Source organism: Antiquaquibacter metalliresistens (assembly GCF_029211225.1).
GTDB lineage: Bacteria > Actinomycetota > Actinomycetes > Actinomycetales > Microbacteriaceae > Rhodoglobus > Rhodoglobus metalliresistens.
This window is the reverse complement of the sequence record NZ_JARGEM010000001.1, coordinates 249,503-273,081: the sequence shown is the minus strand read 5'-3', so window position 1 is coordinate 273,081 and position 23,579 is coordinate 249,503. Positions and strand designations below refer to the sequence as shown.

The following is a 23,579-nucleotide window of genomic DNA, read 5'->3' as shown; positions in this document are numbered from 1 at the left end:
CCCAACCCAACACGTGTTCACACGTCATCTACCAATGGCTATCACCTTCGGCGGATTGAAGGAAATCGCGCCCAAACGTCGGAAACGGCCTCTGAACAGGGATTTTCGCGTTCTAGTGCCCCTTGGGGGCGACCGAGATGCGGCTTCGATAAGTGGTGGAGCCTAGGGGAATCGAACCCCTGACCTCCTGCTTGCAAAGCAGGCGCTCTACCAATTGAGCTAAGGCCCCGCGCTGCCTCGTCGTGAACGTGGGCCTGCATCGCGAAGCCGGGCGCTCGCGCGCGGCCGGCGAAGCGGCTGTGCGCCGCAGAGGCGGCGGCGCACAATACAAACACCGTGGGGCTACCAGGACTTGAACCTGGGACCTCTTCGTTATCAGCGAAGCGCTCTAACCGCCTGAGCTATAGCCCCGAGAAGCAGATACGAGAGTATCGCACCCGCTCGGGTTTGACCTAAACGGGTCAGCTGTTGGTGAAGCCCACCAGCAGACCACCGGTCAGTCGCACGCTGAAGTTGTACAGCATGCTCGCGATGGCGCCGAGCGCCGTGCCCACCACCACGTTCAGCAGCGCGATCACGAACGCGAACAGCGCGACCTGCGGAAGCGAGAAGCTGCTCGCCACACTGAACTCCGGGTCTCCGAGGATGTCGCGCAGAATGTCGTCGAGATCGGAGAAGATCCCGGTCGAGTTCAGCACGATCCACACCAGGATGGATGCCACCACCAGCACGATGCCCAGGCTCGCTGCCACGAGCGCGGAGAACTTCACCGCCGACCAGAAGTCGATGTACACCAGCTTGAGGCGCACCTGCTTGACGGCGACCTGGCGCTGCGACTTGCGCTGGAGCTTCTCCGCGACACTACTCATCGGCTGGTTCGTCCTTCCCGGTGGAGTCGTCGCCGTCCGCGCTGGGTGCGGCCTCGAGTTCCTGGTTGTCTAGGTTTCGTTCGCTGTTGCGTGCGATCGCAATGATCTTGTCGTCGTCCGCGAACCTCGCGAACACCACTCCCATGGTGTCACGGCCCTTGGCCGGCACCTCGGCGACAGACGAGCGTACCACCTTGCCGCTGGCAAGAACCACGAGAACCTCGTCCTCGTCGTCCACGATCAGGGCTCCCGCGAGGTCGCCGCGCTCATCGCTCAGCTTCGCCACCTTGATGCCCAGACCACCGCGGTTCTGCGGACGGTACTGGTCGACGGAGGTGCGCTTGGCGTAACCGCCCTCGGTGACCACGAACACGAAGCCCGTGTCGCTGACGACGCTCGCCGACAGCAGCTGGTCGTCGTCGCGGAAGTGCATGCCGATGACCCCGGAGGTGGAGCGTCCCATGGGGCGCATCGTCGAATCCGATGCCAGGAACCTGATCGACATGCCCTTGCGCGAGACGAGCAGCACCTCATCCGTCTCCTCGACGAGCAGGGCCGAGACGACCTCGTCGCCCTCGCGCAGGTTGATCGCGATGATGCCGCCGGTGCGGTTCGTGTCGTATTCGCTCAGCGCGGTCTTCTTCACCAGGCCGCCCCGGGTGGCGAGCACCAGGTAGGTCGCCGCCGTGTAGTCGCGGATGTCGAGGATCTGCGCGATCTCCTCGCCCGGCTGCAGCGCGAGCAGGTTCGCGACGTGCTGGCCCTTCGCGTCCCGGCCGGCCTCCTGCACCTCATAGGCCTTGGCGCGGTAGACGCGACCGGTGTTCGTGAAGAACAGCAGCCAGTGGTGCGTGGTCGTGACGAAGAAGTGGTCGACGACGTCATCCGCCCGAAGTTGCGCGCCCTTGACGCCCTTGCCGCCGCGGTGCTGACTGCGGTAGTTGTCGCTTCGGGTGCGCTTGATGTAGCCCCCGCGCGTGACCGTGATCACCATCTCCTCTTCGGGGATGAGGTCTTCCACGCTCATGTCGCCGTCGAAGCCCATCAGGATCTCGGTGCGACGGTCGTCTCCGAACCGGTCGACGATCTCGCCGAGCTCCTCGACGATGATGTCGCGCTGCAGCTTCGGGGTGGCGAGGATCGTCTTGAACTCGGCGATCTGCCGCTCGATCTCCTCGGCCTCCTCCTGGATCTTCTGCCGCTCGAGTGCGGCGAGCCGACGCAGCTGCAGATCAAGGATGGCGCGGGACTGCAGCTCGTCGATGTCGAGCAGCTGCATCAGCCCATCGCGGGCCTCCTCGACGGTGGGCGAACGGCGGATGAGGGCGATCACCTCGTCGAGCGCATCGAGCGCCTTGAGGTAGGCGCGCAGGATGTGGGCGCGTTCCTCCGCCTTGCGAAGCCGGAAGGTGGTGCGCCGCACGATCACGTCGACCTGGTGCTCGATCCACGCCGTGATGAACCCATCGATCGGCAGGGTGCGCGGCACCCCGTCGACGATCGCGAGCATGTTCGCGCCGAAGTTCTCCTGCAGCTGGGTGTGCTTGTACAGGTTGTTGAGCACGACCTTGGCGACGGCGTCGCGCTTGAGCACGATCACCAGGCGCTGGCCGGTGCGGCCGGAGGTCTCGTCGCGGATGTCGGCGATGCCCGCGATCTTGCCCTCCTTGACGAGGTCGGCGATCTTCAACGCGAGGTTGTCCGGGTTCACCTGGTACGGCAGCTCCGTCACCACGAGGCAGGTGCGCCCCTGCAGTTCCTCGACATTGACGACGGCCCGCATCGTGATCGAGCCTCGCCCCGTGCGGTAGGCATCCTGGATGCCCTTCACGCCCAGGATCTGCGCCCCGGTCGGAAAGTCGGGCCCCTTCACGCGCTGGATGAGCGCCTCGAGCAGCTCATCGCGGGGCGCCTCGGGGTTCTCGAGCGCCCAGAGCGCGGCGGCAGCGACCTCCCGCAGGTTGTGCGGTGGGATGTTCGTGGCCATACCGACCGCGATACCCACCGACCCGTTGACCAGCAGGTTCGGGAACCGCGCCGGCAGCACGTCGGGCTCCTGCGTCTTGCCGTCGTAGTTGTCGCTGAAGTCGACGGTCTCCTCGTCGATGTCACGGACCATCTCCATGGCCAGCGGGGCCATCTTGGTCTCGGTGTATCGCGGCGCGGCGGCGCCGTCGTTGCCGGCCGAGCCGAAGTTGCCCTGACCGAGCGCGAGCGGATAGCGCAGGCTCCACGGCTGCACGAGTCGCACGAGTGCGTCGTAGATCGAGGAGTCACCGTGTGGGTGGAACTGTCCCATCACCTCGCCCACGACGCGGGTGCACTTGTTGAATCCCTTGTCGGGACGGTAGCCACCGTCGTACATCGCGTAGATCACGCGACGGTGCACGGGCTTGAGCCCGTCGCGCACGTCGGGCAGCGCGCGCCCGACGATCACGCTCATCGCGTAGTCGAGGTAGGAGCGCTGCATCTCCAGTTGCAGATCGACCTGGTCGATCTTGTCGTGCCGGTCGTCGACCGGTGCGTTCTCGAACCTGGGCTCGTTGGGGGTTTCGTCAGCCATCGTGATCCTCTAGATGTCCAGAAAGCGAACGTCTTTGGCGTTGCGCTGGATGAAGTTTCGGCGGGACTCGACGTCCTCGCCCATGAGCGTGGAGAAGATCTCGTCGGCGGCGGCCGCATCATCCAGGGTCACCTGCAGCAGCGTGCGGGTGGCGGGGTCCATCGTGGTCTCCCACAGTTCGGTGTAGTCCATCTCACCGAGACCCTTGTAGCGCTGGATGCCGTTCTCCTTCGGAATGCGCTTGCCGGCCGCGATCCCGTCGGCGAGCAACGCGTCGCGCTCCCGATCGCTGTACACGAACTGGTGCTCGGCGTTCGTCCACTTCAACCGGTACAGCGGCGGCTGCGCGAGGTAGACGTAGCCGTGGTCGATGAGCGGTCGCATGTACCGGAACAGCAGCGTCAGCAGCAGGGTCGTGATGTGCTGGCCGTCGACGTCGGCGTCGGCCATGAGCACGATCTTGTGATACCTGGCCTTCTCGGGGTCGAAGTCCTCGCCGATGCCCGCACCGAACGCGGTGATCATCGCCTGCACCTCGGCGTTGGCCAGGGCGCGGTCGAGCCGCGCCTTCTCCACGTTGAGGATCTTGCCGCGCAGCGGCAGGATCGCCTGGAACTCGGGGTTGCGCCCCTGCACGGCGGAGCCGCCGGCCGAGTCACCCTCGACGAGGAAGATCTCGGACAGCGAAGGGTCGCGGCTCGAGCAGTCGCGCAGCTTGCCCGGCATGCCGCCGGACTCGAGCAGTCCCTTGCGTCGGGTCTGCTCGCGCGCCTTGCGCGCAGCGATGCGAGCCATCGCCGCCTGCTGCGCCTTGCGGATGATATCCCTGGCCTGAGTGGGATTGCGGTCGAACCAATCGGCGAGCGCCTCGCCCGCGACCTTCTGCACGAACGACTTCGCCTCGGTGTTGCCGAGCTTGGTCTTGGTCTGGCCCTCGAACTGCGGTTCGCCGAGCTTGACGGAGATCACCGCCGTCAGGCCCTCGCGCACGTCGTCGCCGGAGAGGTTCTCATCCTTCTCCTTGAGGATCGCCTTCTCGCGCGCGTACTTGTTGACGAGCGTCGTGAGCGCGGCGCGGAATCCCTCTTCGTGGGTGCCGCCCTCGTGGGTGTTGATGGTGTTGGCGTAGGTGTGCACCGATTCCGTGTAACCGTTGGTCCACTGCATCGCGACCTCGAGCGAGATGCGGCGCTCGGTGTCCTCGGACTCGAACGCGATCACCTCGGGATGGATGAGCTCGTTCTTCTTCGCCCGGTTGAGGTACTCGACGTAGTCGACGAGACCGCGCTCGTAGCGGTAGCTCTCGACGATGTCCTCGTCGCCGCGCTCGTCGGTGAGGGTGATGCGCAGGCCCTTGTTCAGGAACGCCATCTGCTGGAACCGCGCCCGCAGGGTCTCGAAGTCGAACTCGACCGTCTCGAAGATCTCCGGGTTAGGCCAGAACGTCTGGGTGGTGCCGGTCTCGTTCGAAGGCTCGCCCTGCACCAGCGGTGCGGTGGGCACGCCGTTCTCGAAGCTCATGCGCCAGACGTGACCCTGCCTGCGCACCTCGGTGTCGACCTCGCGCGAGAGCGCGTTGACCACCGAGATGCCGACGCCGTGCAGACCACCGGAGACCGCGTAGCCGCCGCCGCCGAACTTGCCGCCCGCGTGCAGGATGGTCATGACGACCTCGACGGTCGACTTGTTCTCCTGCTTGTTGAGATCGACCGGGATGCCGCGGCCGTTGTCCGTGACGCGCACACCGCCGTCGCGACGCAACGTCACCTCGATGGTGTCGCAGTATCCGGCCAATGCCTCGTCGACGGAGTTGTCGACGACCTCGTACACCAGGTGGTGCAGACCGCGCGGACCGGTCGAGCCGATGTACATGCCGGGGCGCTTGCGCACCGCCTCGAGTCCCTCGAGGATCTGGATCTGGTCGGCGCCGTAGCTGTCTGCGGCGACGTGACCGTTCGAGATGATGGTGCTCTCTGGCAGGTCTTCGTCGGGGGTGGTGGTCATGTGAAGTTGGGCTCCTGCCGTTGGTCTCGCGCGTCATCCGGGGCGAAATCTCCGCGTAGGGAGGTGCCTTCGGCGACCGGTAACGATTCTACCAAACGAGGCTGTCCGAAACCCGGTATTCCGCCCGCTGCGGACATTTCACGCCACGGGTGACCGTATTTGCCTACTCAGCCGTAGGTATCGCGTGGGCCGCGGCCTGGGATCGATCTGGGACCGCGTTTCCAGGAAGGGGCGTTGGGTCCCTCGAATCGCACGGACTGGATGCCCGCCTCCGGGTATCGGCGCGCGATCTCGGTCGTCACCTGCGCGCGCATCAGCCGCAACTGGGTCGCCCAGGCCGTGGAGTCGCAGCGAATGGTGAGCACGCCCTCCTCGATGCCGATCGGCTCGGCATGCTCCGCCGTCTCCGCACCGACGATCGACGGCCACCCGATCAGCAGCTCCGATCGTGCCAGCGGGGAGCTCCAGCCGAGCTTCACCGTGAGCGAGTCGATGACCTCACCGAGACCGAGCGGATCGCGACCGTCGGAGAACGGCACGCTGCGCGAGTCCTTCGTCTTCTTCTTCCGTGCGGCGAGCGAGCGGCTCGCGCCGTCGCCGAAGACGCTGCGGAATCGCAGGTATACGCCGACGTGCTCGGGCTGCGCAGCCTCCTCAGTCATCCGCGGTCACCACCGCGCCGGCTCGAATCCGGATCACCGTGCCCGCGAGGGCGGGCGGCACGTCGTCGTACACCGCCGCGGTGATGAGCACCTGCTCGAAATCGGCGACGGCGTCCGCGAGCCGACCCCTCCTCGATTCGTCGAGTTCGGCGAAGACGTCGTCGAGAATGAGCACCGGGTCGCCGGTCGACGATTCGCGCCGCAGCACCGCCGCGGAGGCGAGCTTCAACGCGAGGGCGAACGACCACGATTCGCCGTGACTCGCGTAGCCGCGGGCCGGCATGCCGTTCAGCTCGAGGGTCAGGTCGTCTCGGTGCGGGCCCGCGAGCGTGACACCCCGGTCGAGTTCGGAGCGGCGGATGCGCGCGAGCGTCGCCCGGAATGCCTCGGCCGCGACATCCGCGCTCACGATCCCGGTGCGCGACTCACCGGACTCGTCGTCGTCGGCGCTGGCGCCGAAGATGCTCAACCGGTTGCTGAGACTGGCCGCGTGGTCGGCGCCGGCGATCGCCTCGTAGGCACTCGTGACCTCGGGGTCGAGCTCGGTGACCAGTCTGGTGCGAGCCTCGACCAGCTCGGAACCCAGTGCGACCAGGCGTTCGTCCCAGAGGTCGAGTGTGCCGAGACGTTCGCCGCCGAGCCCGCGGGCGGATTTCAACAGGGTGTTGCGTTGCCGCAGCACGCGCTCGTAGTCGGCGAGGACCCCGGCCAGCCGCGGGGTGCGCAGCACGAGCAGCTCGTCCATGAACCGTCGCCGCCCGGAGGGCTCGCCGCGCACGAGCGCGAGGTCCTCCGGAGCGAACAGCACGCTCGAGAAGAACCGTGGCAGCTCACGCGGCTTGATCGGCGAGCGGTTGACCTGCGCGCGGTTGGCTCCGGTGCGGTTGATCTGCACCTCGGCCAGCACCTCCCGTTCGCCATGCCGAAGTCGCGCGCGCACGATGGCGGCATCCCGACCCTGGCGGATCATCGCGTGGTCGCTGGAAACCCGGTGCGATCCGAGGGTGCTCAGATACCCGAGCGACTCGACGAGGTTGGTCTTGCCCTGACCGTTGCTGCCGACGAAGAGGTTCGCGCCGGGCGTGAGCTCGACCTCGAGGCGCTCGTAGTTTCTGAAGTCGGTGAGCGAGAGGGCGCTGACGAACACCGCCCGCTCAGCTCTTGCGGACTGCGTGCCCGCCGAACTGGTTCCGCAATGCGGCCACGGCCTTCATCGACGGTGATTCCTTCTGGCGCGAGACGAAGCGCGCGAAGATCGCGGCACTGATGGTCGGCACGGGCACGGCGCGATCGAGCGCCTCGTGCACCGTCCAACGTCCTTCGCCGGAATCCTCGACGTACCCCGCGATGTCCTTGAACTCCGGATCCTCTTCGAGCGCGCGCACGAGCAACTCGAGCAACCAGGAGCGCACCACGGTGCCGCGCTGCCACGCCTTGAACGTGCCGGTCACGTCATGGACGATGTCCTTGCGGTTGTCCATGAGCTCGTAGCCCTCGGCCCAGGCCTGCATGAGCGCGTACTCGATGCCGTTGTGAACCATCTTCACGTAATGTCCGGCGCCCACCGCACCCGCGTGCACGAAACCTTCGTCTCGCGGACCGTCCGGCCGCAGTGCATCGAACACCGGCATCGCGAGTTCGACGTCGGCGGCGTCGCCGCCGGCCATCAAGCCGTAGCCGTTCTTCAAGCCCCAGATTCCGCCGGAGACCCCCACGTCCATGAACCGCAACTGCTTGGTGGCCAGGAACGTCGCGTGAATCGCATCGTCGGTGAATCGCGAGTTGCCGCCGTCGATCACGAGGTCGCCGGGTTCCAGCACGTCGGCCACCTGGTGGATGACGTCATCGGTGATCTGACCGGAGGGCACCATGATCCAGATCACGCGCGGCGTCGGCAGTGCCGCCGCGAGCGCGGCGAGATCCGGGACATCGGTCACACCCGGGTTCGGGTCGTATCCGGTGACCTCGACGCCCTTCTCACGCAGGCGAGCCCGCATGTTGTTACCCATCTTGCCGAGACCGACCAGACCGATGTGCATGCGAGGCTCCTAGCGCAGCAGCAGGTTGGGCTGCAGCAGGTACTTGTAGTTGTCCGCGCCCGGTTGATCCTTCGAGGACTGGCTCGTGATCAGCACCGGACCGGGCTTGTTCGGATTCTCCGTCTTGGTGAACGAGATGCGCACGAACTCGGAGTGCACAGAGCTCAGCCCGTCGAGCAGGAACTGCGGCTTCAGCGAGACCACCGTGTCACTGCCCGTGAGGAACGCATCGATCGACTCGGATGCCTGGGCCTGCTCCGACCCGATCGCCTCCAGGGTCACCCCCTCGATCGAGAACGTGAATCGCAGTGCGGCCTCGCGCTCGAGCACCAGGGAGACGCGCCGCACCGACTCGATCAACTCGGCCGTGTTCATCACCGCATAGTTGTCCACCGTCTCGGGGAACAACCGCTTCACCGGCGGGAAATTGCCCTTGATGAGCAACGAAGTGACGGTCTTCTTGTCCGCGGAGAACGCGATGAGCTCACGATCGTCGGTGCTGGTGATCGCCACCGCGATGGTGCCGGAGTGCCCGAACGTCTTGCCGATCTCGGTGAGGGTTCGGGCCGGGACGAGTGCGGTGGCGTTCTGAACCCCGGAGGTGCCGGCATCCCAGGCGATCTCGCGAACGGCCACACGATACCGGTCGGTGGCCACGAGCGAGAGCGAGTTCTCGGAGACCTCGAGTTGCACGCCGGTGATCACCGGAGTGACATCGTCGCGTGAGGCCGCGACGGCGACTTGCGAGATCGCGGCCGCGAAATCCTCCGCCTGCAGGAGTCCGGCCTCATCGGAAACGGTCGGCAGGGTCGGGTACTCCTCGACCGGCATGCTCAGCAAGGTGAAGTGGCTCGCGCCGCACGAGACGGTGATGCGACCGTCTTCGGTGGCGAACGAGACCGGCGCGTTCGGCAGGCGGCTCGCGATCTCCGCGAGCAGTCGACCCGAGACGAGCACGCGACCGGGCTCGTCGACCTGGGCACCGATCTCGGTGCGGGCCGAGACCTCGTAGTCGAACGACGACAACATGAGACCGTCGCCGGCGGCTTCGATCAACACGCCGCTCAGAATCGGCAGGGTGGTGCGCTGCGGCAACAGCTTCACCGCGAAGGAGACGGCCTCGCTGAACACGTCACGGTTGACTTGGAACTTCACGAATCACCCCTCACCGGTGTACTGCGTTGGCCGGGTTAATACTGGCACAGGGTCACCGACGCACGGACGAGAGGTTGACTTCTCTCAATTCAAGTTCTTTAAGGGACAACACTCTTAACCGCTGTGGGGAATGTTGGTAACTCCGTTCGGCCCGCTCAGACGCTGGGAACTACAACCGTGTGAGATGTGGGGAATCTGTGGTGGAGATCGTGGAGACAGTGGCACGGCGCTGAGCCGCCCGAATCGGTATCCACAGGTTCTGTGTTTCGCATCAACAGGCGGCTCGGCGCGCCGCGGTAGTTCTCCACAGGTTATCCACACTGTGTGGAGAGGGTCATCCCTTGGAGAATCGGTGATTCTGTTTGATGCGGCTGGTCAGCTCGGTGACCTGGTTGTAGATCGAGCGACGTTCCTTCATGAGCTCGGTGATCTTCTTGTTCGCGTACATCACGGTGGTGTGGTCTCGATTGCCGAACAGCTGACCGATCTTCGGCAGGGAGAGATTGGTCATCTCGCGGCACAGGTACATCGCGATCTGTCGTGCGGTGGCCACGGCCTGCGAGCGGGATGAACCGTAGAGATCGTCGACGGTGAGCTTGAAGTACTCCGCGGTGTGATTGATGATGTCCACCGGCGCGATGACGTTGTCCTCGTCGAGGGTGATCAGATCCTTCAACACGGTCTGCACCAGAGCCAGGTCGACCTGCTGCCGGTTGAGGTTGGCGAAGGCGGTGACTCGGATGAGCGTGCCCTCGAGTTCACGGATGTTGCTCGAGACCTTCGAGGCCATGTACTCGAGGATGTCGGCATCCACCTGGAGCTTTTCGCTCTGAGCCTTCTTGCGCAGGATGGCGATGCGGGTCTCGAGATCGGGCGCCTGCACGTCGGTGATGAGTCCCCACTCGAACCGCGACCGCATGCGGTCTTCGAAACCGGTGAGGTGCTTGGGCGGCAGGTCGCTCGTGATGACGACCTGCTTGTTGTGGTCGTGCAGTGTGTTGAACGTGTGGAAGAAGGCCTCCTGCGTGGAGTCCTTGCCCTGCAGGAACTGGATGTCGTCGATCAGCAGGATGTCGATCTCGCGATACCGCGACTGGAACACCGAGGCGCGGTTGTTGGCGATCGAGTTGATGAAGTCGTTCGTGAACTCCTCGGAGCTGACGTACCGAACACGGATGCCCGGGTACAGGCTCTCCGCATAGTGTCCGATCGCGTGCAGGAGGTGGGTCTTGCCGAGCCCGGACTCCCCGTAGATGAAGAGCGGGTTGTAGGCCTTGGCCGGAGCCTCGGCCACGGCGACTGCGGCCGCGTGGGCGAATCGGTTGGACCCGCCGATGACGAAGTTGTCGAAGCTGTACTTGGGGTTCAACCGCGAGTCCGAGCGTCGCGACTGCTGACCGCTGGATTCGTTGCTCGCGATGGTCGGCTCGATATAGGAAGGTTCGCTCGCCGGCTCCGGGTCGAGGTAGTCGTGCTGGATGTCCGGGTTCACGACGATGGCGAAGGTCGAGACCTCGTCACTGAGATCGGCGATCGCGTTCAGCAGGGGAAGCCGGATGCGCTGCTCCAGCATGCCGCGGGTCAGTTCGTTGGGCACCTCGAGATAGAGGGTGCCGGCCATCACGCCCTTGGGCTCGACCAGATTGATGAACCCGAGCAGCTGTGGGGTGATGCGATCGTCCGTGGTGAGTCGGGAGAGCACCGCTTGCCAGAGCTCACGTGTGGAGTCCGGTGCTTCGGCCATTGCTGCTACGTCCTTGGGTCATGCTGATATTCACAGGGTTATCCACCGGGTCGGGGTCGCCGTGCGGCGTGATGCACCGCGCGAATCCCCCGAAACGGCTGAGGTTTCACCTTAGTTGTCCACAGGGTGTCGTTACCAACCCCAGTTCCGCAAGTGTGGATAATGGCCTGCGACTTCAGTGCGGCGTTTGACCGCAGCGGTTTAACGCCGTACTTTTAATCAGTTGACTTCCGGCCACGTGCCGCCATTCCTTCTACCGGCCCTTCGAAGCTGGGCTTTGGAGAGACCATCATGAGCAAGCGAACCTTCCAGCCGAACAACCGCCGCCGCGCCAAGGTGCACGGCTTCCGTCTGCGCATGCGCACCCGCGCCGGCCGTGCGATCCTCTCGGCTCGCCGCCGCAAGGGCCGCACCGAACTCTCCGCCTGACGCTCAGCGGTGCTCGCCAGGGCCAATCGCGTGACCCGGCCGGGTGACTTCCGCGCTGCGGTGCGCCGCGGCCGGCGTATCGGGACGCCCAATGCGGTGCTGCACGTGCTCGACCGACAGGTCGCCGAGCCGAGCCGGTTCGGGTTCATCGTGACCAAGGCCGTGGGTGGTGCCGTGACCCGCAATCTGGTTCGGCGCCGTCTTCGCGCCGTCGGTCACGAGCTCCTGCCGATGATGGCCGTCGGCCGGGATGTGGTCGTGCGAGCGCTTCCAGGTTGCGATCGAGCCGACTGGGCTACCCTGCATTCGGAGATCGCCGACGGTCTCCACCGCGGAGGAGTGACGTGAACCGGACGATCGCGTTCCTGATCCTGGTGCCGCGCAATCTCGTCGTGCTCGCGTTGCGGGGCTACCGTGCGGTGATCTCTCCGCTCTACGGCGATGTGTGCCGGTACTACCCGTCGTGCTCTCACTACGCGCTGCAGGCCGTGCAGCAGCACGGTGTCGTCAAGGGCGGATGGCTCGGAGCCCGTCGCATCGCCCGCTGCCACCCGTGGGCCGAGGGCGGAATCGACGACGTTCCCGCCGCGCACCATCACCGCTACACCATCACACGCTTCGGCTTCGCCGTGCCCAGCACGGTCACCTCCACAAGCCACGGAAAGGGCTGACCCGACAATGGACATCTTTGCCTTCTTCGGCACACTGCTGTGGCCGATCAAGTGGGTCATCGAGGCGATCCTCGTGGCGTTCCACTGGTTGCTCACCAACGTGGGGCTGGCCCCCACCGCCGGTGTGACCTGGGTGCTGTCGATCACCGGACTCGTGCTCGTCGTGCGCGCGGCCCTGATCCCGATCTTCGTGCGGCAGATCAAGAACCAGCGCCGCATGCTCGAGGTCGCGCCGCAGCTCAAGAAGATCCAGGACAAGTACAAGGGCAAGAAGGATCAGTTCTCTCGCGAGGCGATGTCGCGCGAGACGATGGAGCTCTACAAGAAGACCGGCACGAACCCGCTGAGTTCCTGCCTGCCGCTGCTGCTGCAGATGCCGATCTTCTTCGGCCTCTTCTCGGTGCTCAACGACGCCCAGCACAACAAGTCGGGTGTCGGCCTGCTCAACGCCGAACTGTCCAGCCAGTTCGCGAACGCCGAGATCTTCGGCGCTCCCCTGCGCCTGGCGATCAGCACCGCCGACGGCAACGTCGCGGTCATCGTGATCGCGTCGATCATGGTCGTGCTGATGACCGGATCGCAGTTCATCACCCAGCTGCAGATCATGTCGAAGAATCAGTCGGCCGAGATGAAGGCCTCGCCGATGTATCGGCAGCAGCGCATCCTGCTCTACCTGCTCCCCCTCGTCTTCGCCTTCTCCGGCTTCACGTTCCCGCTCGGCGTGATGACCTACTGGCTCGTCTCGAACTTCTGGACGATGGGGCAGCAGTTCCTCGTGATCCGCAACATGCCCACGCCCGGCAGCGAGGCGGCACTCGCACGCGAGGCCCGCCTGGCCAAGCGGCGGCAGCGTAAGGGCATCGTGGAAGAGACCGAAGAGGGCGGCACGACGATGGTGATCGAGCCCGTGAAGCCTCAGCGCCAGCAGCCCGTGAGCAAGAACCGGGCCAAGAAGACAGGGAAGAAGAAGTGACCGACGTGACCCAGACCGAGGCATCCGAGGCATCCGTCGACGAGCCCATCGAGTCGGATGCCCCGACCGCGACCCAGCTCGAAGATGAGGGCGACATCGCCGCAGACTACATCGAGGAGCTGCTCGACATCGCGGACCTCGACGGCGACATCGAGATCGACGCCCGCGGCGGCCGCGCCTATCTCTCGGTGACCTCCACCGAGCCCGACGCACTTCGCGTGCTCTCGCGCCCCGACACCGTCAACGCCCTGCAGGAGCTGACCCGCATTGCGGTGCAGACCAAGACGGGTGCGTTCTCCAGGTTGATCCTGGACATCGGCGGTTCCCGCGAGACGCGTGCGAGCGAGCTCGCAGCGCTCGTCGACACCGCCGTCGCGCGCATCGAGGCGGGCGCGGATTCCGCGGCGCTCCCCCCGATGTCCTCCTACGAGCGCAAGCTCGTGCACGACCTCGTCGCCGAACGAGGCTTCACGTCGGAATCCGAAGGCGAGGGGCGTGATCGCCACACGGTGATCACGCGCGCCTGAGCGATGTTTCACGTGAAACATGCTTGAGGCAGAGCCGGCGGTCGCAGCCGAACTGTTCGGCGACCGCATCGATCTCGCCCGTCGATTCACGGATGACCTCGCCCGTCGCGGCGAGGAGCTGGGCCTCATCGGGCCCCTCGAGCCACCGCGCCTGTGGTCTCGGCACATCATCAACAGCGTGCTGGTCGCACCCTTGCTTCGGCCCGGCCTCGTCGGGGACGTCGGCAGCGGTGCAGGGCTCCCGGGCCTCGTGCTGGCGATCGCGCGTCCCGACGTCGACTTCGTGCTGATCGAGCCGATGGAACGTCGCGTCGATTGGCTGCGAAGCGAGGCGGCCGCGCTCGGTCTGGACAACGTCGCTGTGCTCCGAGCCAGGGCCGAGGAGGCCAGGCTCGAACGACCGCTGGATCAGGTGACCGCCCGCGCCGTCAGCGCGCTCTCGAAGCTCATACCGATCACGGCACCGCTGGTGCGCTCGGGCGGTGAACTCGTCTTCATGAAGGGCGAGCGTGTCGCTGAAGAGCTCGCTGCGGCCGAGAAGGTCATCCGCAAGTCGCGTCTGATCGACCCCGAGGTGCTCGTGTTGGGCGAGGGCATCGCGCCCGAGGTCACCCGGGTGTTTCGGGCTACAGTGGTCTGACACGATCGACAGGCTGGGCGCACCGCCCGCGCATCCATCCACCAGAAGGTTTCACGTGAAACATCCCGAGGGCGGGCTCGCCGGGGCGAGCACCGACTATGACGATTCGACGCCACTCGCGCGCGAGCTCGCCGAGATCACCCGACGCCGTCAGCTGCTCGCGGCCGAGTCGCTGCCGTTGCCGACCGAGACGCGAGTGTTCACCATCGCGAACCAGAAGGGCGGCGTCGGCAAGACGACCACCACGGTGAACCTCGCCGCCGCACTGGCGCGCGCCGGTGCACGGGTGCTCGTGATCGATCTCGATCCCCAGGGCAACGCCTCGACCGCGCTCGGCGTCGAGCACCGTTCCGAGACGGTGAGCGTCTACGACGTCATCATCAACGACGAGCCGATGGCGGGCGTCGTGCAGAAGAGCCCCGAGTTCGAGGCCCTGTACTGCGTGCCCGCCACCATCCACTTGGCCGGCGCCGAGATCGAACTCGTCTCGCTCGTCGCCCGTGAGCAGCGGTTGCGCACCGCCCTCGACCAGTTCCTCGGCGCCTCGGATGAGCTGTTCCACTACGTCTTCATCGACTGCCCGCCCTCGCTGGGCCTGCTGACCATCAACGCCTTCGTCGCCGCGCGCGAGGTGCTCATCCCGATCCAGTGCGAGTACTACGCGCTGGAGGGCCTGAGCCAGCTGCTGACCAACATCCAGCTGATCGAGCGCCACCTGAATCCGCGACTGCGCGTGTCCACGATCCTGCTGACCATGTACGACTCCCGCACCAATCTCGCGAACCAGGTGGCCGCGGACGTGCGCGAGCACTTCCCCAAGGAGACGCTCGACACGCTCATCCCGCGCTCGGTGCGCATCTCGGAGGCCCCGAGCTACGGGCAGAGCGTGATCAGCTACGACGAGGCATCCCCCGGCTCCCTCTCCTATCTCGAGGCGGCGGCGGAGATCGCCCGTCGCGGAGCGCCGAGCTGATGGCCGCCCCGAAGCGCACCGGCCTCGGCCGCGGCATCGGCGCCCTCATCCCCGGTAGCGAGGACAGCTCGCGCAGCCCCGTCGACGTGTTCTTTCCGGATGCCGGAGACCGCGGAGATCGCGACGCACTGCTCGCGGTGCCCGGTGCCCGCCTGGCGAACCTCTCGCCCGACGACATCGTGCCGAACCCCAAGCAGCCGCGTTCGGAGTTCCGTCAGGAGGAGCTCGACGAGCTGATCGTCTCGATCCGCGAGATCGGGGTGCTGCAGCCGATCGTGGTGCGCCCGCTGCAGGGTGCCGCAGCAGGCGAGCCCCAGTACGAGCTCATCATGGGCGAGCGTCGTCTGCGGGCCACGAAGCACCTCGGCCTGGCGACCATCCCGGCCGTGATCAAGAGCACCGCCGACGAGGACATGCTCAGGGATGCCCTGCTCGAGAACCTGCATCGCGCGAACCTCAACGCGCTCGAAGAGGCGTCCGCGTATCAGCAGCTGCTGGCGGACTTCGGCATCACGCAGGAGCAACTCGGCGAGCGGATCGGGCGCTCCCGCCCGCAGATCACGAACACGCTGCGTCTGCTGCGTCTGCCGCCGAGCGTGCAGAAGAAGGTCGCGGCCGGGGTGCTGAGTGCCGGGCACGCCCGCGCCGTGCTTGCCGCTGGTGACGCGGCGGCCATGGAGCGTCTGGCCGACAAGATCGTCAATGAAGACCTGTCGGTGCGCGCCGCCGAGGCCGCCGCCGGGCAGCTCTCCACGAAGCCCCCGCGTGCGCCGAAGCCGACCGCGGGAAAGCGGCAGGGTCAGCTCGACGAGATCGCCGAGCAGCTCGCCGATCGACTCGACACGCGGGTCAAGGTGACGCTCGGCGCGAGCAAGGGGCAGATCGTGATCGACTTCGCGACCGTCGCCGATCTCAACCGCATCCTCGCCGAGCTCGGTCAGGATGGATTCACGCGAGGAGGGTGACCGAATGTCGTTCCAGGCGTACCTCGACACCATCGAGGCGAAGACGGGGATGACGCCCCGCGAGCTCCTGGCGAAGGCGCACGATCGCGGCTTCGACGCTTCCACCAAGGCCGCGGAGATCGTCGCCTGGCTCGCGGACGACTACGGTCTGGGCCGTGGCCATGCCATGGCCTTCTTTCACGTGCTGAAGAACGGCGCGACCATCTCGGAGAAGCACGTCGGCTCCGACGGTGTGCACCGCGACGAGTCGACCGAGCTCTGGCTCGACGGCGTGGCCACCAAGCCGGTGCGCTAGCCCCGGGCCTCGGCCATCGCCGCATCGGCGAGCGCCGAATACACCCAGCCGAGGTCGTGACCCGCCGCCTCGAGCGCCTGCGGCATGATCGAGGTCTCGGTCAGCCCCGGCAGCACGTTCGCCTCGAGGAACCACGGGGTACCCGCGCCGTCGACGATCATGTCGACGCGGGAGAGGTGCCTGAGACCCAGCGCGGTGTGCGCGGTGAGTGCCGCCTCGGCGGCCCGTGCGGCGATCTCGGGCCCGATCCGCGCGGGAACGTAGAATCGGGTCTCCCCCGCGTTGTAGCGTGCCTCGAAGCTGTAGACGCCCGAGAGCGGCTCGATCTCCACCGCGGGCAGCGCGACCGGTCCATCTCCGCTGTCGATGATGCCGACGGCGATCTCGGTGCCGGTGATCTTCTGCTCGATGAGCGCGACATCCCAGTAGGTGTAGGCATCGACCATCGCGCGCGGCAGCAGGCTGCGGTCCTCGACCATGGTCACGCCCTGAGCCGAGCCGCCCTGCGCAGGCTTGACCACGAGTGGCCCGCTGAACTCGTCGGAGATCTCCTCCAGGATGCCGTTGGCGCCCAGCTCGCGGAACGCGTCCCGCGGCAGCGTGATCGACACCGGTGTGCGCACGCCGGCTCGCGAGACCACGGTCTTGGCGGTGGGCTTGTCCCAGGCCAGGCGGGAGGCGTCGGCACGGGAGCCGACATAGGGGATGCCGATGAAGTCGAGCAGTCCGCGCAGCGCTCCGTCCTCGCCGCTGGCGCCGTGCAGGGCGGGCCACACCACGTCGGGGCGCGTCTCGCGCAGGTAGTGCAGCAGCGTGGCATCCGGATCGCGCAGTTCGACCTCGATGCCGTGCTCGAGCAGACTGTCGGCGACCCGCCGCCCGGAGCGCAGCGAGACGTCGCGTTCGTGTGAAATGCCGCCCGCGAGGACGAGAACCTTCGGTGCCATCAGCCGAGGTTCGCCGGCGGGTTGCTGTACGAGGCCTCGGGGGCGACCACCGGCAGCGGCGCGGTCTGCGAGAAGGTCGACAGCAGCTCCAGCTCGCCGTTGACGACCGTGGAGAGGCGACGGATGCCCTCCCTGATGAACTCCGGTGTCGGGTAGCAGAACGACAGCCGCATGTTGGTGCGACCGCTGCCGTCGGCGTAGAACGCCGTGCCCGGAGTGTAGGCGACGAGTTCCTTGACGGCGCGCGGCAGCATCGACTTCGCGTCGAGGTTGTCGGGCAGGGTCACCCACACGTAGAAGCCGCCGCTGGGGTTCGTCCAGCTCAGGTCGGGCAGGTAGTCGTCGAGCGCGGTGAGCATGGCATCGCGACGCTCGCGGTAGACCCCGCGGAAGGTGTCGATCTGGCCCTTCCAGTCGGCGGTCGCCAGGTACTCGCTGATGATGTGCTGCGTGAACGAGGAGGGCGAGAGCACGGCCGCCTCGTTGGCGAGGATGAGCTTCTCGCGAATCGCGTGCGGTGCGAGCGCCCAGCCCACCCGGAAGCCGGGGGCGAGCGTCTTCGAGAAGGTGCCGAGGTAGATGACCCCGTCCTCCTCGACGGAGCGCATGGCGTGCGGCGGCTGGCCCTCGAAGTAGAGCAGGCCGTAGGGGTTGTCTTCGAGCACGAGGATGCCCTCGCTGCGGCACAGCTCGAGGATCTCGAGTCGGCGCTGCCACGGCAGGGTCACGCCCGCCGGGTTGGAGAAGGTCGGCACCGTGTAGAGGAACTTGATGCGCTTGCCCGCGGCCTTGATGCGCGCGATGGACTCGCGCAGCGCCTCCGGGATGAGCCCGAACTCGTCCATCGCGACGTGATGCACGTCCGCCTGGAACGACTTGAAGACCGTGAGCGCGGTGACGTAGCTGGGGGCCTCGGCGAGCACGACGTCGCCGGGGTCGACGAAGAGCTTGGTGACGAGCTCGAGCGCGTGCTGGGATCCGGTGGTCACGACGATGTCGTCGACGCTGGCGCGGATGCCCTCGAGCGCCATCACCTCCAGGATGTGCTCGCGCAGGGCGGGCATCCCCTGACCGGATCCGTACTGCAGAGCGGTGGGGCCGGACTCGTGCATCACTCGCTCAATTGCGCCGTTGATCAGCTCTTTTGGCAAAGCGGAGACGAACGGCATGCCGCCGGCGAGCGAAACGACCTCAGGCCGGGATGCCACGGCGAACAGGGCGCGCACCTCGGAGGCGGCGAGACCGGCAGTTCGCTGCGCGTAGTGCCCGTACCACTGATCGAGGTTGTTGCCCTGACTGGTCATCCGTCAAGGATATGTGCAGCGAATGCGAAAACCCCCTCCCGCGAAGGGGAGGGGGTCCAGGTGTCGCTGTTTGGCCTCGGCCGTGACGGTTACGCCAGGAACTCGGCGAGGTCGGCCTCGAGGGCGGGCTTCGGCTTCGCGCCGATCACGGTCTTGACGACCTCGCCGCCGCGGAACACCTTCATCGCGGGGATCGAGGTGATCTGGTACTTCATCGCCATCTGCGGGTTGTCGTCGACGTTGAGCTTGACGATCTTGAGCTTGTCGGGGTTCTCCTGCGCGATCGCGTCGAGGATCGGCGAGACGGCGCGACACGGGCCGCACCACTCGGCCCAGAAGTCCACCATGATGGTGTCCTTCGAGTTGAGCACCTCGTCGGCGAACGTGGCGTCGGTGACGTCCTTGGCTGAAGACATGTTGGCTTCCTTCTGTTGGTTAGGCGGTGACGGGCTCGGACTGCACGGCAGCCTCGACCACGGACTTGGGGAGGGCGGCGAGGTAGTGCTCGGCGTCGAGGGCCGCGACCGTGCCCGACGCGGCCGCGGTGACGGCCTGGCGGTAGGTCGGGTCGATGACGTCGCCCGCGGCGAACACACCGGGGATGTTGGTGCGGGAGGATCGACCCTGCACGGCGACCGTACCGTCCGGGTTCAGGTCGAGCTGACCGTGCACGAGGTGCGTGCGGGGGTCGGCGCCGATCGCCACGAACAGGCCGGAGAGGTCGATCGTGGTTTCCGTGCCATCCACGGTGTCGACGATGCCGATGCCGGTCACGAGCTCGTCGCCGTAGATGTGCGCGACCTCCTTGTTGAACAGGAACTCGATCTTGGGGTCACTGAAGGCGCGCTCCTGCATCGCCTTCGAGGCGCGCAGCGTGTCTTTGCGGTGGATGAGGTACACCTTGTCGGCGAACTTCGTGAGGAACGTGGCCTCCTCCATCGCGGAGTCGCCGCCGCCGACGACAGCGATCGTCTTCTGACGGAAGAAGAAGCCGTCGCAGGTGGCGCACCACGAGACGCCGTGGCCGCTCATGCGCTCCTCGTCGGGCAGACCGAGCTTTCGGTAGGCCGAGCCGGTGGCGAAGATCACGGTGAGTGCCTCGTGCACGTCGCCGTTGCCCAGGTGCACGCGCTTGACGTCACCCTCGAGCTCGAGCTTCACGACGTCGTCGAGCACGATCTCGGCGCCGAAGCGCTCGGCCTGGGCCTGCATGGCGAGCATGAGCTCGGGGCCCTGGATGCCCTCGGCGAACCCGGGGTAGTTCTCCACCTCGGTGGTCTTCATCAACTCACCGCCGGCCTCGACGGAGGAGGCGATGATGAGTGGCGCGAGGCTCGCGCGGGCGGCATAGATGCCCGCGGTGTATCCGGCGGGACCCGATCCGATGATGATCACCTGGCGCACGTCTTGCGTCTCCCTCTGGCTGTTCACAGCCGGTACAACCGATCCTAGCCGCGCGCTATTCCGCGCTCAGCGGCGACGCAGGCGCGCCGCGATGGGCTCGACCGTGGCCCGGAACTCGGGGTTGCGGGTCAGCCACAGCACCGCAGCATAGACGACCGCCATGACCGTGCCGGAAACCGCCATGGAGGCCAGTCCGCCGCCGATGCTCGAGACCGGGAACGCCCCGTCCGCGATGCCGCCGAGCAGCCAGAGCGCGCCGATGCCGGCGGCCGCGGCCGGGACCGCCGCGGCGAGATACCAGAGCGCGTGCTGGCCGACCTCGAGCGTGCCGAGCCCGCCGAGCCACCTGCGCAGGAAGAACGCCGAGAGCAGGGCCTGCAGGATCAGCGCGATCGAGGTCCACCCGGCCAGCGCCACCGCGATCCAGGCGTTCGGCACGACGGTGCCGAGTGCGATCGCCCCGGCGCAGTAGAACGCGGTCTGCGCCACCTGGATGAAGAAGGCCCCGCGGGTGTCATCGACCGCGTAGTAGACGCGCAGCAGCACGAAGAAGATCGTCCACGGCACGAGCCCGACGAGATAGGCGAGGTACACCGGGGCGATCGCCTGGGCATCGCCGAACACGGCCGAGAACGGATAGGCGAGCACGGCGAGGCCGATCGCCGAGAAGACCATGAACATCAGGATCGTGCGCAGCGATGAGACGAGATCGTCGCGCACCGAGGCGAGGGCTCCGTCGCGCACGTGCGCGCTCATCCGGGTGAAGTACGCGGTGATGACCGACACCGTGACCACCGAGTGCGGCAGCATGAACATCAGCCACGCGTACTTGAGCGCCGCGAGCGAGGCGTCGGCGCCCGAGGCGGGAGCGGCGACCCGCGCCTCCACGATGCCGGAGGCCTGGCTGACCAGGAACATGCCGAACACCCACGCCGCCGAACGACCGGTGGCGCTCATGCCCACCCCGCGCCAGCGGAAGTCGGGGCGGAAGGTCAGTCCGGCACGGCGCCAGAACAGCAGCAGGCCGAACGCCTGCACCGCGATGCCGAGTGTGGCGCTGCCGGCGAGCACCGCGACCTGTTCCGGGGTCCAGGATGCCGCGTCCGCATGCCCCTCCCGCCCGAACAGCACCACGAACATCACCAGACCGGCGATCGCCACGATGTTGTTCAGCGCCGGAGTCCACGTGAAGGGGCCGAACAGGCCGCGCGCGTTGAGCGTCTCGCCGATCAGGCTGTAGAGCGCGTAGAAGAAGATCTGCGGCAGGCACCAGAACGCGAACGCGGTCGTCAACGAGAGCACGTCGGGGCCGCCCGGGCCGACGTACAGCGCCGCGAGCAGCGGTGCGCACAGCGTCGCGATCACGGTCACGGGCAGGAACACCACGACGCCGAGCGTCACGAGCTTGTTGATGAACGCCTGACCACCGTCGAGGTGCACGGCCGCCTTGACGATCTGGGGCACGATGACGGCACTGAGCAGTCCGCCGGCCACGAGCGAGTAGACGTTGTTGGGCAGCTGATTGGCCAGTGCGAAGGAGTCGGCGCCGTTGCCCGTGGCGCCGATCGCGTAGGCGAGCACCACTCCGTTGATGAACCCGAGGATTCGCGAGACGATCGTTCCGGAGGCCAGCAGCGCGCTCGCGCGCCCGACCCCGGTGCCGCGCGTGGGGATCGCGGCGGTGGACGCGGAGGCGGCGTCCGTCTCCCCGGCGTTCGGGTCAGACATCCGTCTCCCGCCGACGCCGAAGGATGGTGCGCACGATACCGACGCCGAAGATCAGCACCACGACGGCGGCGATGGCGATCACGATCGGCGTCTCCCAGCCGGCCTGCACGTTCACGTCGCCGATCACGTCGCTGCCGATCTGCTGTCCGCTGGCCGCGGCGAGAGTGACCACGAAGTCGACGGTGCCGTTCGTCAGGGACTGCACCGGGATGTCCACGCGTGCCTGGGATTGGGCGGGCACGGTGAGTTCCACGCGCTCCTCGAGCACCACGAGCACGGCCGTCGCCGGTCGCAGCGTGACGTAGACGGTCACCGGTTGATCGAGCGCGTTGTCGACGTTCACCGGAAGGTACTGGCTGTTGTCCGCGACGAGCAGCAGGCTCGAGATCTCCGCGACCTGCACGGATGCGCGCAGATCGGCCGAGTCCTGCAGGAAAGTTCCGCTCGCCCGCATCCAGCCGGCTGGGTTCACATTCCAGGCGTTCGAGAGCAGGGCGACGAGCGCGAGCTGGCGCGGTCCGACGATCGCGCCCGGGTTCGCGGCGATCGAGGAGAAGGCGCGGTCCTCCGCCGTTGCGGCCAGCAGTGCAGCGACGCGATCGGCACGCTCCGAGACGGCGGCATCGGCGAGGCTCGCCGGTGCCGGGGCATCCGCGAGCACGGTGCTGAGGGGCACGAGCTGGATCGACGGGTCGGCGGCGAGGGCGGCGATCACCGAGCCGAGACGGTCGTCGCTGGCGGGCGTGCCCCGGCCGATGGTGGCGAACACAGTGCTCCCCGCGGCCACCGCTGCCGCGCGCACGGCACCGGCGTCCGCGCCGCCGGTCGCCGCCGATCGCAGCGCGCCCGACACGGCATCGTCGGAGACGAGCACTCGCGCCCCGCCGACATCGGCTCGCGCACCGCCGTTCAGACCGCTGAGATTGCTCGACGCGACGATCGTCTCGCCGTAGCCCGCCGCCGAGATCCGTTCGAGGTCGCCCGCGATGAGCGAGCCGTCACGCGGCCAGGCGATGCCGTCGAGCGCGTACGGCCAATCGAGCAGGTCTTCCGTGGTCGGCAGCACCGGTTCGATCGGCTCGGATGTCGCGGTGGGCGACGGGGTTGCCCCCGAGTCGGGCACGGCGGTGAACAGCGCCGGGTCGAGGGCGAACTCGAGGTCGCCCGGCCCGAATGGCAGTGCGCCGCCGGCCTGACTGACCAGAGCGAGGTCGGTGTCCGCGTACCCGAGGGCGAAGGTCTCGTTGGTCGCGGCCTTGAGCCGTTCGAGCCAGGCGAGGGCCGAGCCGGGGGCGGAGGTGCCGAGCACCCGGATCGACGCCAGGATCATCGGATCGATCCCGATCGCGACCGGTGTGTCGATCACGGCATCGAGCTGCCGAGTGAGCAGTCCGCCCGGCGCGGTGTAGACAGCCAGCGCCTGAGCCGGGATGAGACCGGTCGAGTTCGCGGGGACCACGAGCGGCACCGCAATGGCCAGGCGGGTGCCGCCGGAGTCGACCGCGAGCGCGGGAGCCGGAGAGAGAACCCCAAGGAGTGCGAGCAGCCCGAGTCCGACGGCCACCGCCGCGCGCGAGAACCTCACCGACATGGGCCGACCCAGGAATGTCGCTCGGCCAGCATGCGATGAGTCTATTCATTGAGACCTGTGCGTCCGGCGAGACGCCGCGTGCGCGTGACATGCTGG

General features: G+C 66.9%; 23 protein-coding genes and 2 tRNA genes. 9 read left to right on the top strand and 16 right to left on the bottom strand.

The window, feature by feature from the left end; genetic code table 11:
- Positions 1-153: 153 nt before the first annotated feature.
- The 10 genes from PYV02_RS01375 to dnaA all read right to left on the bottom strand — a co-directional run bounded on the left by PYV02_RS01375 (position 154) and on the right by dnaA (position 11,036).
- Positions 154-229: transfer RNA gene (locus PYV02_RS01375), tRNA-Ala, on the bottom strand.
- Between the two features lie 108 nt (positions 230-337).
- Positions 338-411 (bottom strand) — tRNA-Ile (locus tag PYV02_RS01370).
- Between the two features lie 50 nt (positions 412-461).
- On the bottom strand, positions 462-869 hold the full coding sequence (locus PYV02_RS01365; RefSeq protein WP_275755426.1) for a DUF3566 domain-containing protein: 408 nt from the start codon (positions 867-869) through the stop codon (positions 462-464).
- Entirely contained in the window at positions 862-3,432 is a 2,571-nt protein-coding gene (gene gyrA / locus PYV02_RS01360) for a DNA gyrase subunit A (protein WP_275755423.1), read from the bottom strand. Before gyrA ends, PYV02_RS01365 begins: the two co-directional genes overlap by 8 nt.
- A 9-nt stretch (positions 3,433-3,441) precedes the next feature.
- Positions 3,442-5,436, bottom strand: a complete 1,995-nt coding sequence (gene gyrB / locus PYV02_RS01355; RefSeq protein ID WP_275755421.1) for a DNA topoisomerase (ATP-hydrolyzing) subunit B — start codon at positions 5,434-5,436, stop codon at positions 3,442-3,444.
- Positions 5,437-5,603: 167 nt separating this feature from the next.
- Positions 5,604-6,098, bottom strand: coding sequence for a DciA family protein (locus PYV02_RS01350; protein ID WP_275755419.1), 495 nt, complete (start codon positions 6,096-6,098; stop codon positions 5,604-5,606).
- Positions 6,091-7,245, bottom strand: a complete 1,155-nt coding sequence (gene recF, locus PYV02_RS01345; RefSeq protein WP_275755416.1) for a DNA replication/repair protein RecF — start codon at positions 7,243-7,245, stop codon at positions 6,091-6,093. The genes PYV02_RS01350 and recF overlap by 8 nt, the downstream gene beginning before the upstream one ends.
- 7 nt (positions 7,246-7,252) lie before the next feature.
- Positions 7,253-8,137 carry a phosphogluconate dehydrogenase (NAD(+)-dependent, decarboxylating) gene (gene gnd / locus PYV02_RS01340; protein ID WP_275755414.1) on the bottom strand — a complete coding sequence of 295 codons (885 nt, stop codon included), beginning with the start codon at positions 8,135-8,137 and terminating at the stop codon, positions 7,253-7,255.
- Positions 8,138-8,146: 9 nt separating this feature from the next.
- Positions 8,147-9,292, bottom strand: a complete 1,146-nt coding sequence (gene dnaN / locus PYV02_RS01335) for a DNA polymerase III subunit beta (protein ID WP_275755412.1) — start codon at positions 9,290-9,292, stop codon at positions 8,147-8,149.
- Between the two features lie 334 nt (positions 9,293-9,626).
- Positions 9,627-11,036 carry a chromosomal replication initiator protein DnaA gene (dnaA, locus tag PYV02_RS01330; protein ID WP_275755410.1) on the bottom strand — a complete coding sequence of 470 codons (1,410 nt, stop codon included), beginning with the start codon at positions 11,034-11,036 and terminating at the stop codon, positions 9,627-9,629.
- Positions 11,037-11,327: 291 nt separating this feature from the next.
- On the opposite strand from dnaA, the gene rpmH reads away from it, so the two are divergent.
- From rpmH to PYV02_RS01285, 9 genes are read left to right on the top strand one after another with little or no spacing between them, the layout of a single operon-like run.
- Entirely contained in the window at positions 11,328-11,465 is a 138-nt protein-coding gene (rpmH, locus tag PYV02_RS01325; protein WP_022895130.1) for a 50S ribosomal protein L34, read from the top strand.
- A 9-nt stretch (positions 11,466-11,474) separates the two neighbouring features.
- Positions 11,475-11,813: a ribonuclease P protein component gene (gene rnpA / locus PYV02_RS01320; RefSeq protein ID WP_338056597.1), complete on the top strand. Its 339-nt coding sequence runs from the start codon at positions 11,475-11,477 to the stop codon at positions 11,811-11,813.
- Positions 11,810-12,136 (top strand): membrane protein insertion efficiency factor YidD, encoded by a 327-nt coding sequence (yidD, locus tag PYV02_RS01315; protein WP_275755408.1) that lies wholly within the window; start codon positions 11,810-11,812, stop codon positions 12,134-12,136. Before rnpA ends, yidD begins: the two co-directional genes overlap by 4 nt.
- Positions 12,137-12,143: 7 nt before the next feature.
- Complete coding sequence (gene yidC / locus PYV02_RS01310) at positions 12,144-13,109, top strand: membrane protein insertase YidC (RefSeq protein WP_275755407.1); 966 nt, start codon at positions 12,144-12,146, stop codon at positions 13,107-13,109.
- Between the two features lie 5 nt (positions 13,110-13,114).
- Positions 13,115-13,636, top strand: coding sequence for a Jag family protein (locus PYV02_RS01305; RefSeq protein WP_420833587.1), 522 nt, complete (start codon positions 13,115-13,117; stop codon positions 13,634-13,636).
- A 19-nt stretch (positions 13,637-13,655) separates the two neighbouring features.
- Entirely contained in the window at positions 13,656-14,276 is a 621-nt protein-coding gene (gene rsmG, locus PYV02_RS01300) for a 16S rRNA (guanine(527)-N(7))-methyltransferase RsmG (RefSeq protein WP_275755405.1), read from the top strand.
- 55 nt (positions 14,277-14,331) lie between these two features.
- Positions 14,332-15,249, top strand: coding sequence for a ParA family protein (locus tag PYV02_RS01295; protein WP_275755403.1), 918 nt, complete (start codon positions 14,332-14,334; stop codon positions 15,247-15,249).
- A complete protein-coding gene (locus tag PYV02_RS01290; protein ID WP_275755401.1) occupies positions 15,249-16,214 on the top strand; it encodes a ParB/RepB/Spo0J family partition protein in 966 nt (321 codons plus the stop codon). Before PYV02_RS01295 ends, PYV02_RS01290 begins: the two co-directional genes overlap by 1 nt.
- A 4-nt stretch (positions 16,215-16,218) precedes the next feature.
- The gene (locus PYV02_RS01285) at positions 16,219-16,509 is read left to right on the top strand and encodes a DUF4287 domain-containing protein (protein ID WP_275755399.1); all 291 of its coding nucleotides are present in this window, start codon (positions 16,219-16,221) and stop codon (positions 16,507-16,509) included.
- On the opposite strand, the gene PYV02_RS01280 is transcribed toward PYV02_RS01285, so the two are convergent.
- The 6 genes from PYV02_RS01280 to PYV02_RS01255 form a co-directional block, all read right to left on the bottom strand.
- Positions 16,506-17,456 carry a D-alanine--D-alanine ligase family protein gene (locus tag PYV02_RS01280; protein ID WP_275755397.1) on the bottom strand — a complete coding sequence of 317 codons (951 nt, stop codon included), beginning with the start codon at positions 17,454-17,456 and terminating at the stop codon, positions 16,506-16,508. The genes PYV02_RS01285 and PYV02_RS01280 overlap by 4 nt on opposite strands.
- Positions 17,456-18,760: an aminotransferase-like domain-containing protein gene (locus tag PYV02_RS01275; RefSeq protein WP_275755395.1), complete on the bottom strand. Its 1,305-nt coding sequence runs from the start codon at positions 18,758-18,760 to the stop codon at positions 17,456-17,458. The genes PYV02_RS01280 and PYV02_RS01275 overlap by 1 nt, the downstream gene beginning before the upstream one ends.
- A gap of 89 nt (positions 18,761-18,849) precedes the next feature.
- A complete protein-coding gene (trxA, locus tag PYV02_RS01270; protein WP_275755394.1) occupies positions 18,850-19,176 on the bottom strand; it encodes a thioredoxin in 327 nt (108 codons plus the stop codon).
- A gap of 19 nt (positions 19,177-19,195) precedes the next feature.
- The gene (gene trxB / locus PYV02_RS01265) at positions 19,196-20,164 is read right to left on the bottom strand and encodes a thioredoxin-disulfide reductase (RefSeq protein ID WP_275756003.1); all 969 of its coding nucleotides are present in this window, start codon (positions 20,162-20,164) and stop codon (positions 19,196-19,198) included.
- Positions 20,165-20,230: 66 nt separating this feature from the next.
- The gene (murJ, locus tag PYV02_RS01260) at positions 20,231-21,892 is read right to left on the bottom strand and encodes a murein biosynthesis integral membrane protein MurJ (protein ID WP_275755392.1); all 1,662 of its coding nucleotides are present in this window, start codon (positions 21,890-21,892) and stop codon (positions 20,231-20,233) included.
- Positions 21,885-23,483, bottom strand: coding sequence for a DUF6049 family protein (locus PYV02_RS01255; RefSeq protein ID WP_275755390.1), 1,599 nt, complete (start codon positions 23,481-23,483; stop codon positions 21,885-21,887). Before PYV02_RS01255 ends, murJ begins: the two co-directional genes overlap by 8 nt.
- Positions 23,484-23,579 lie beyond the last annotated feature (96 nt).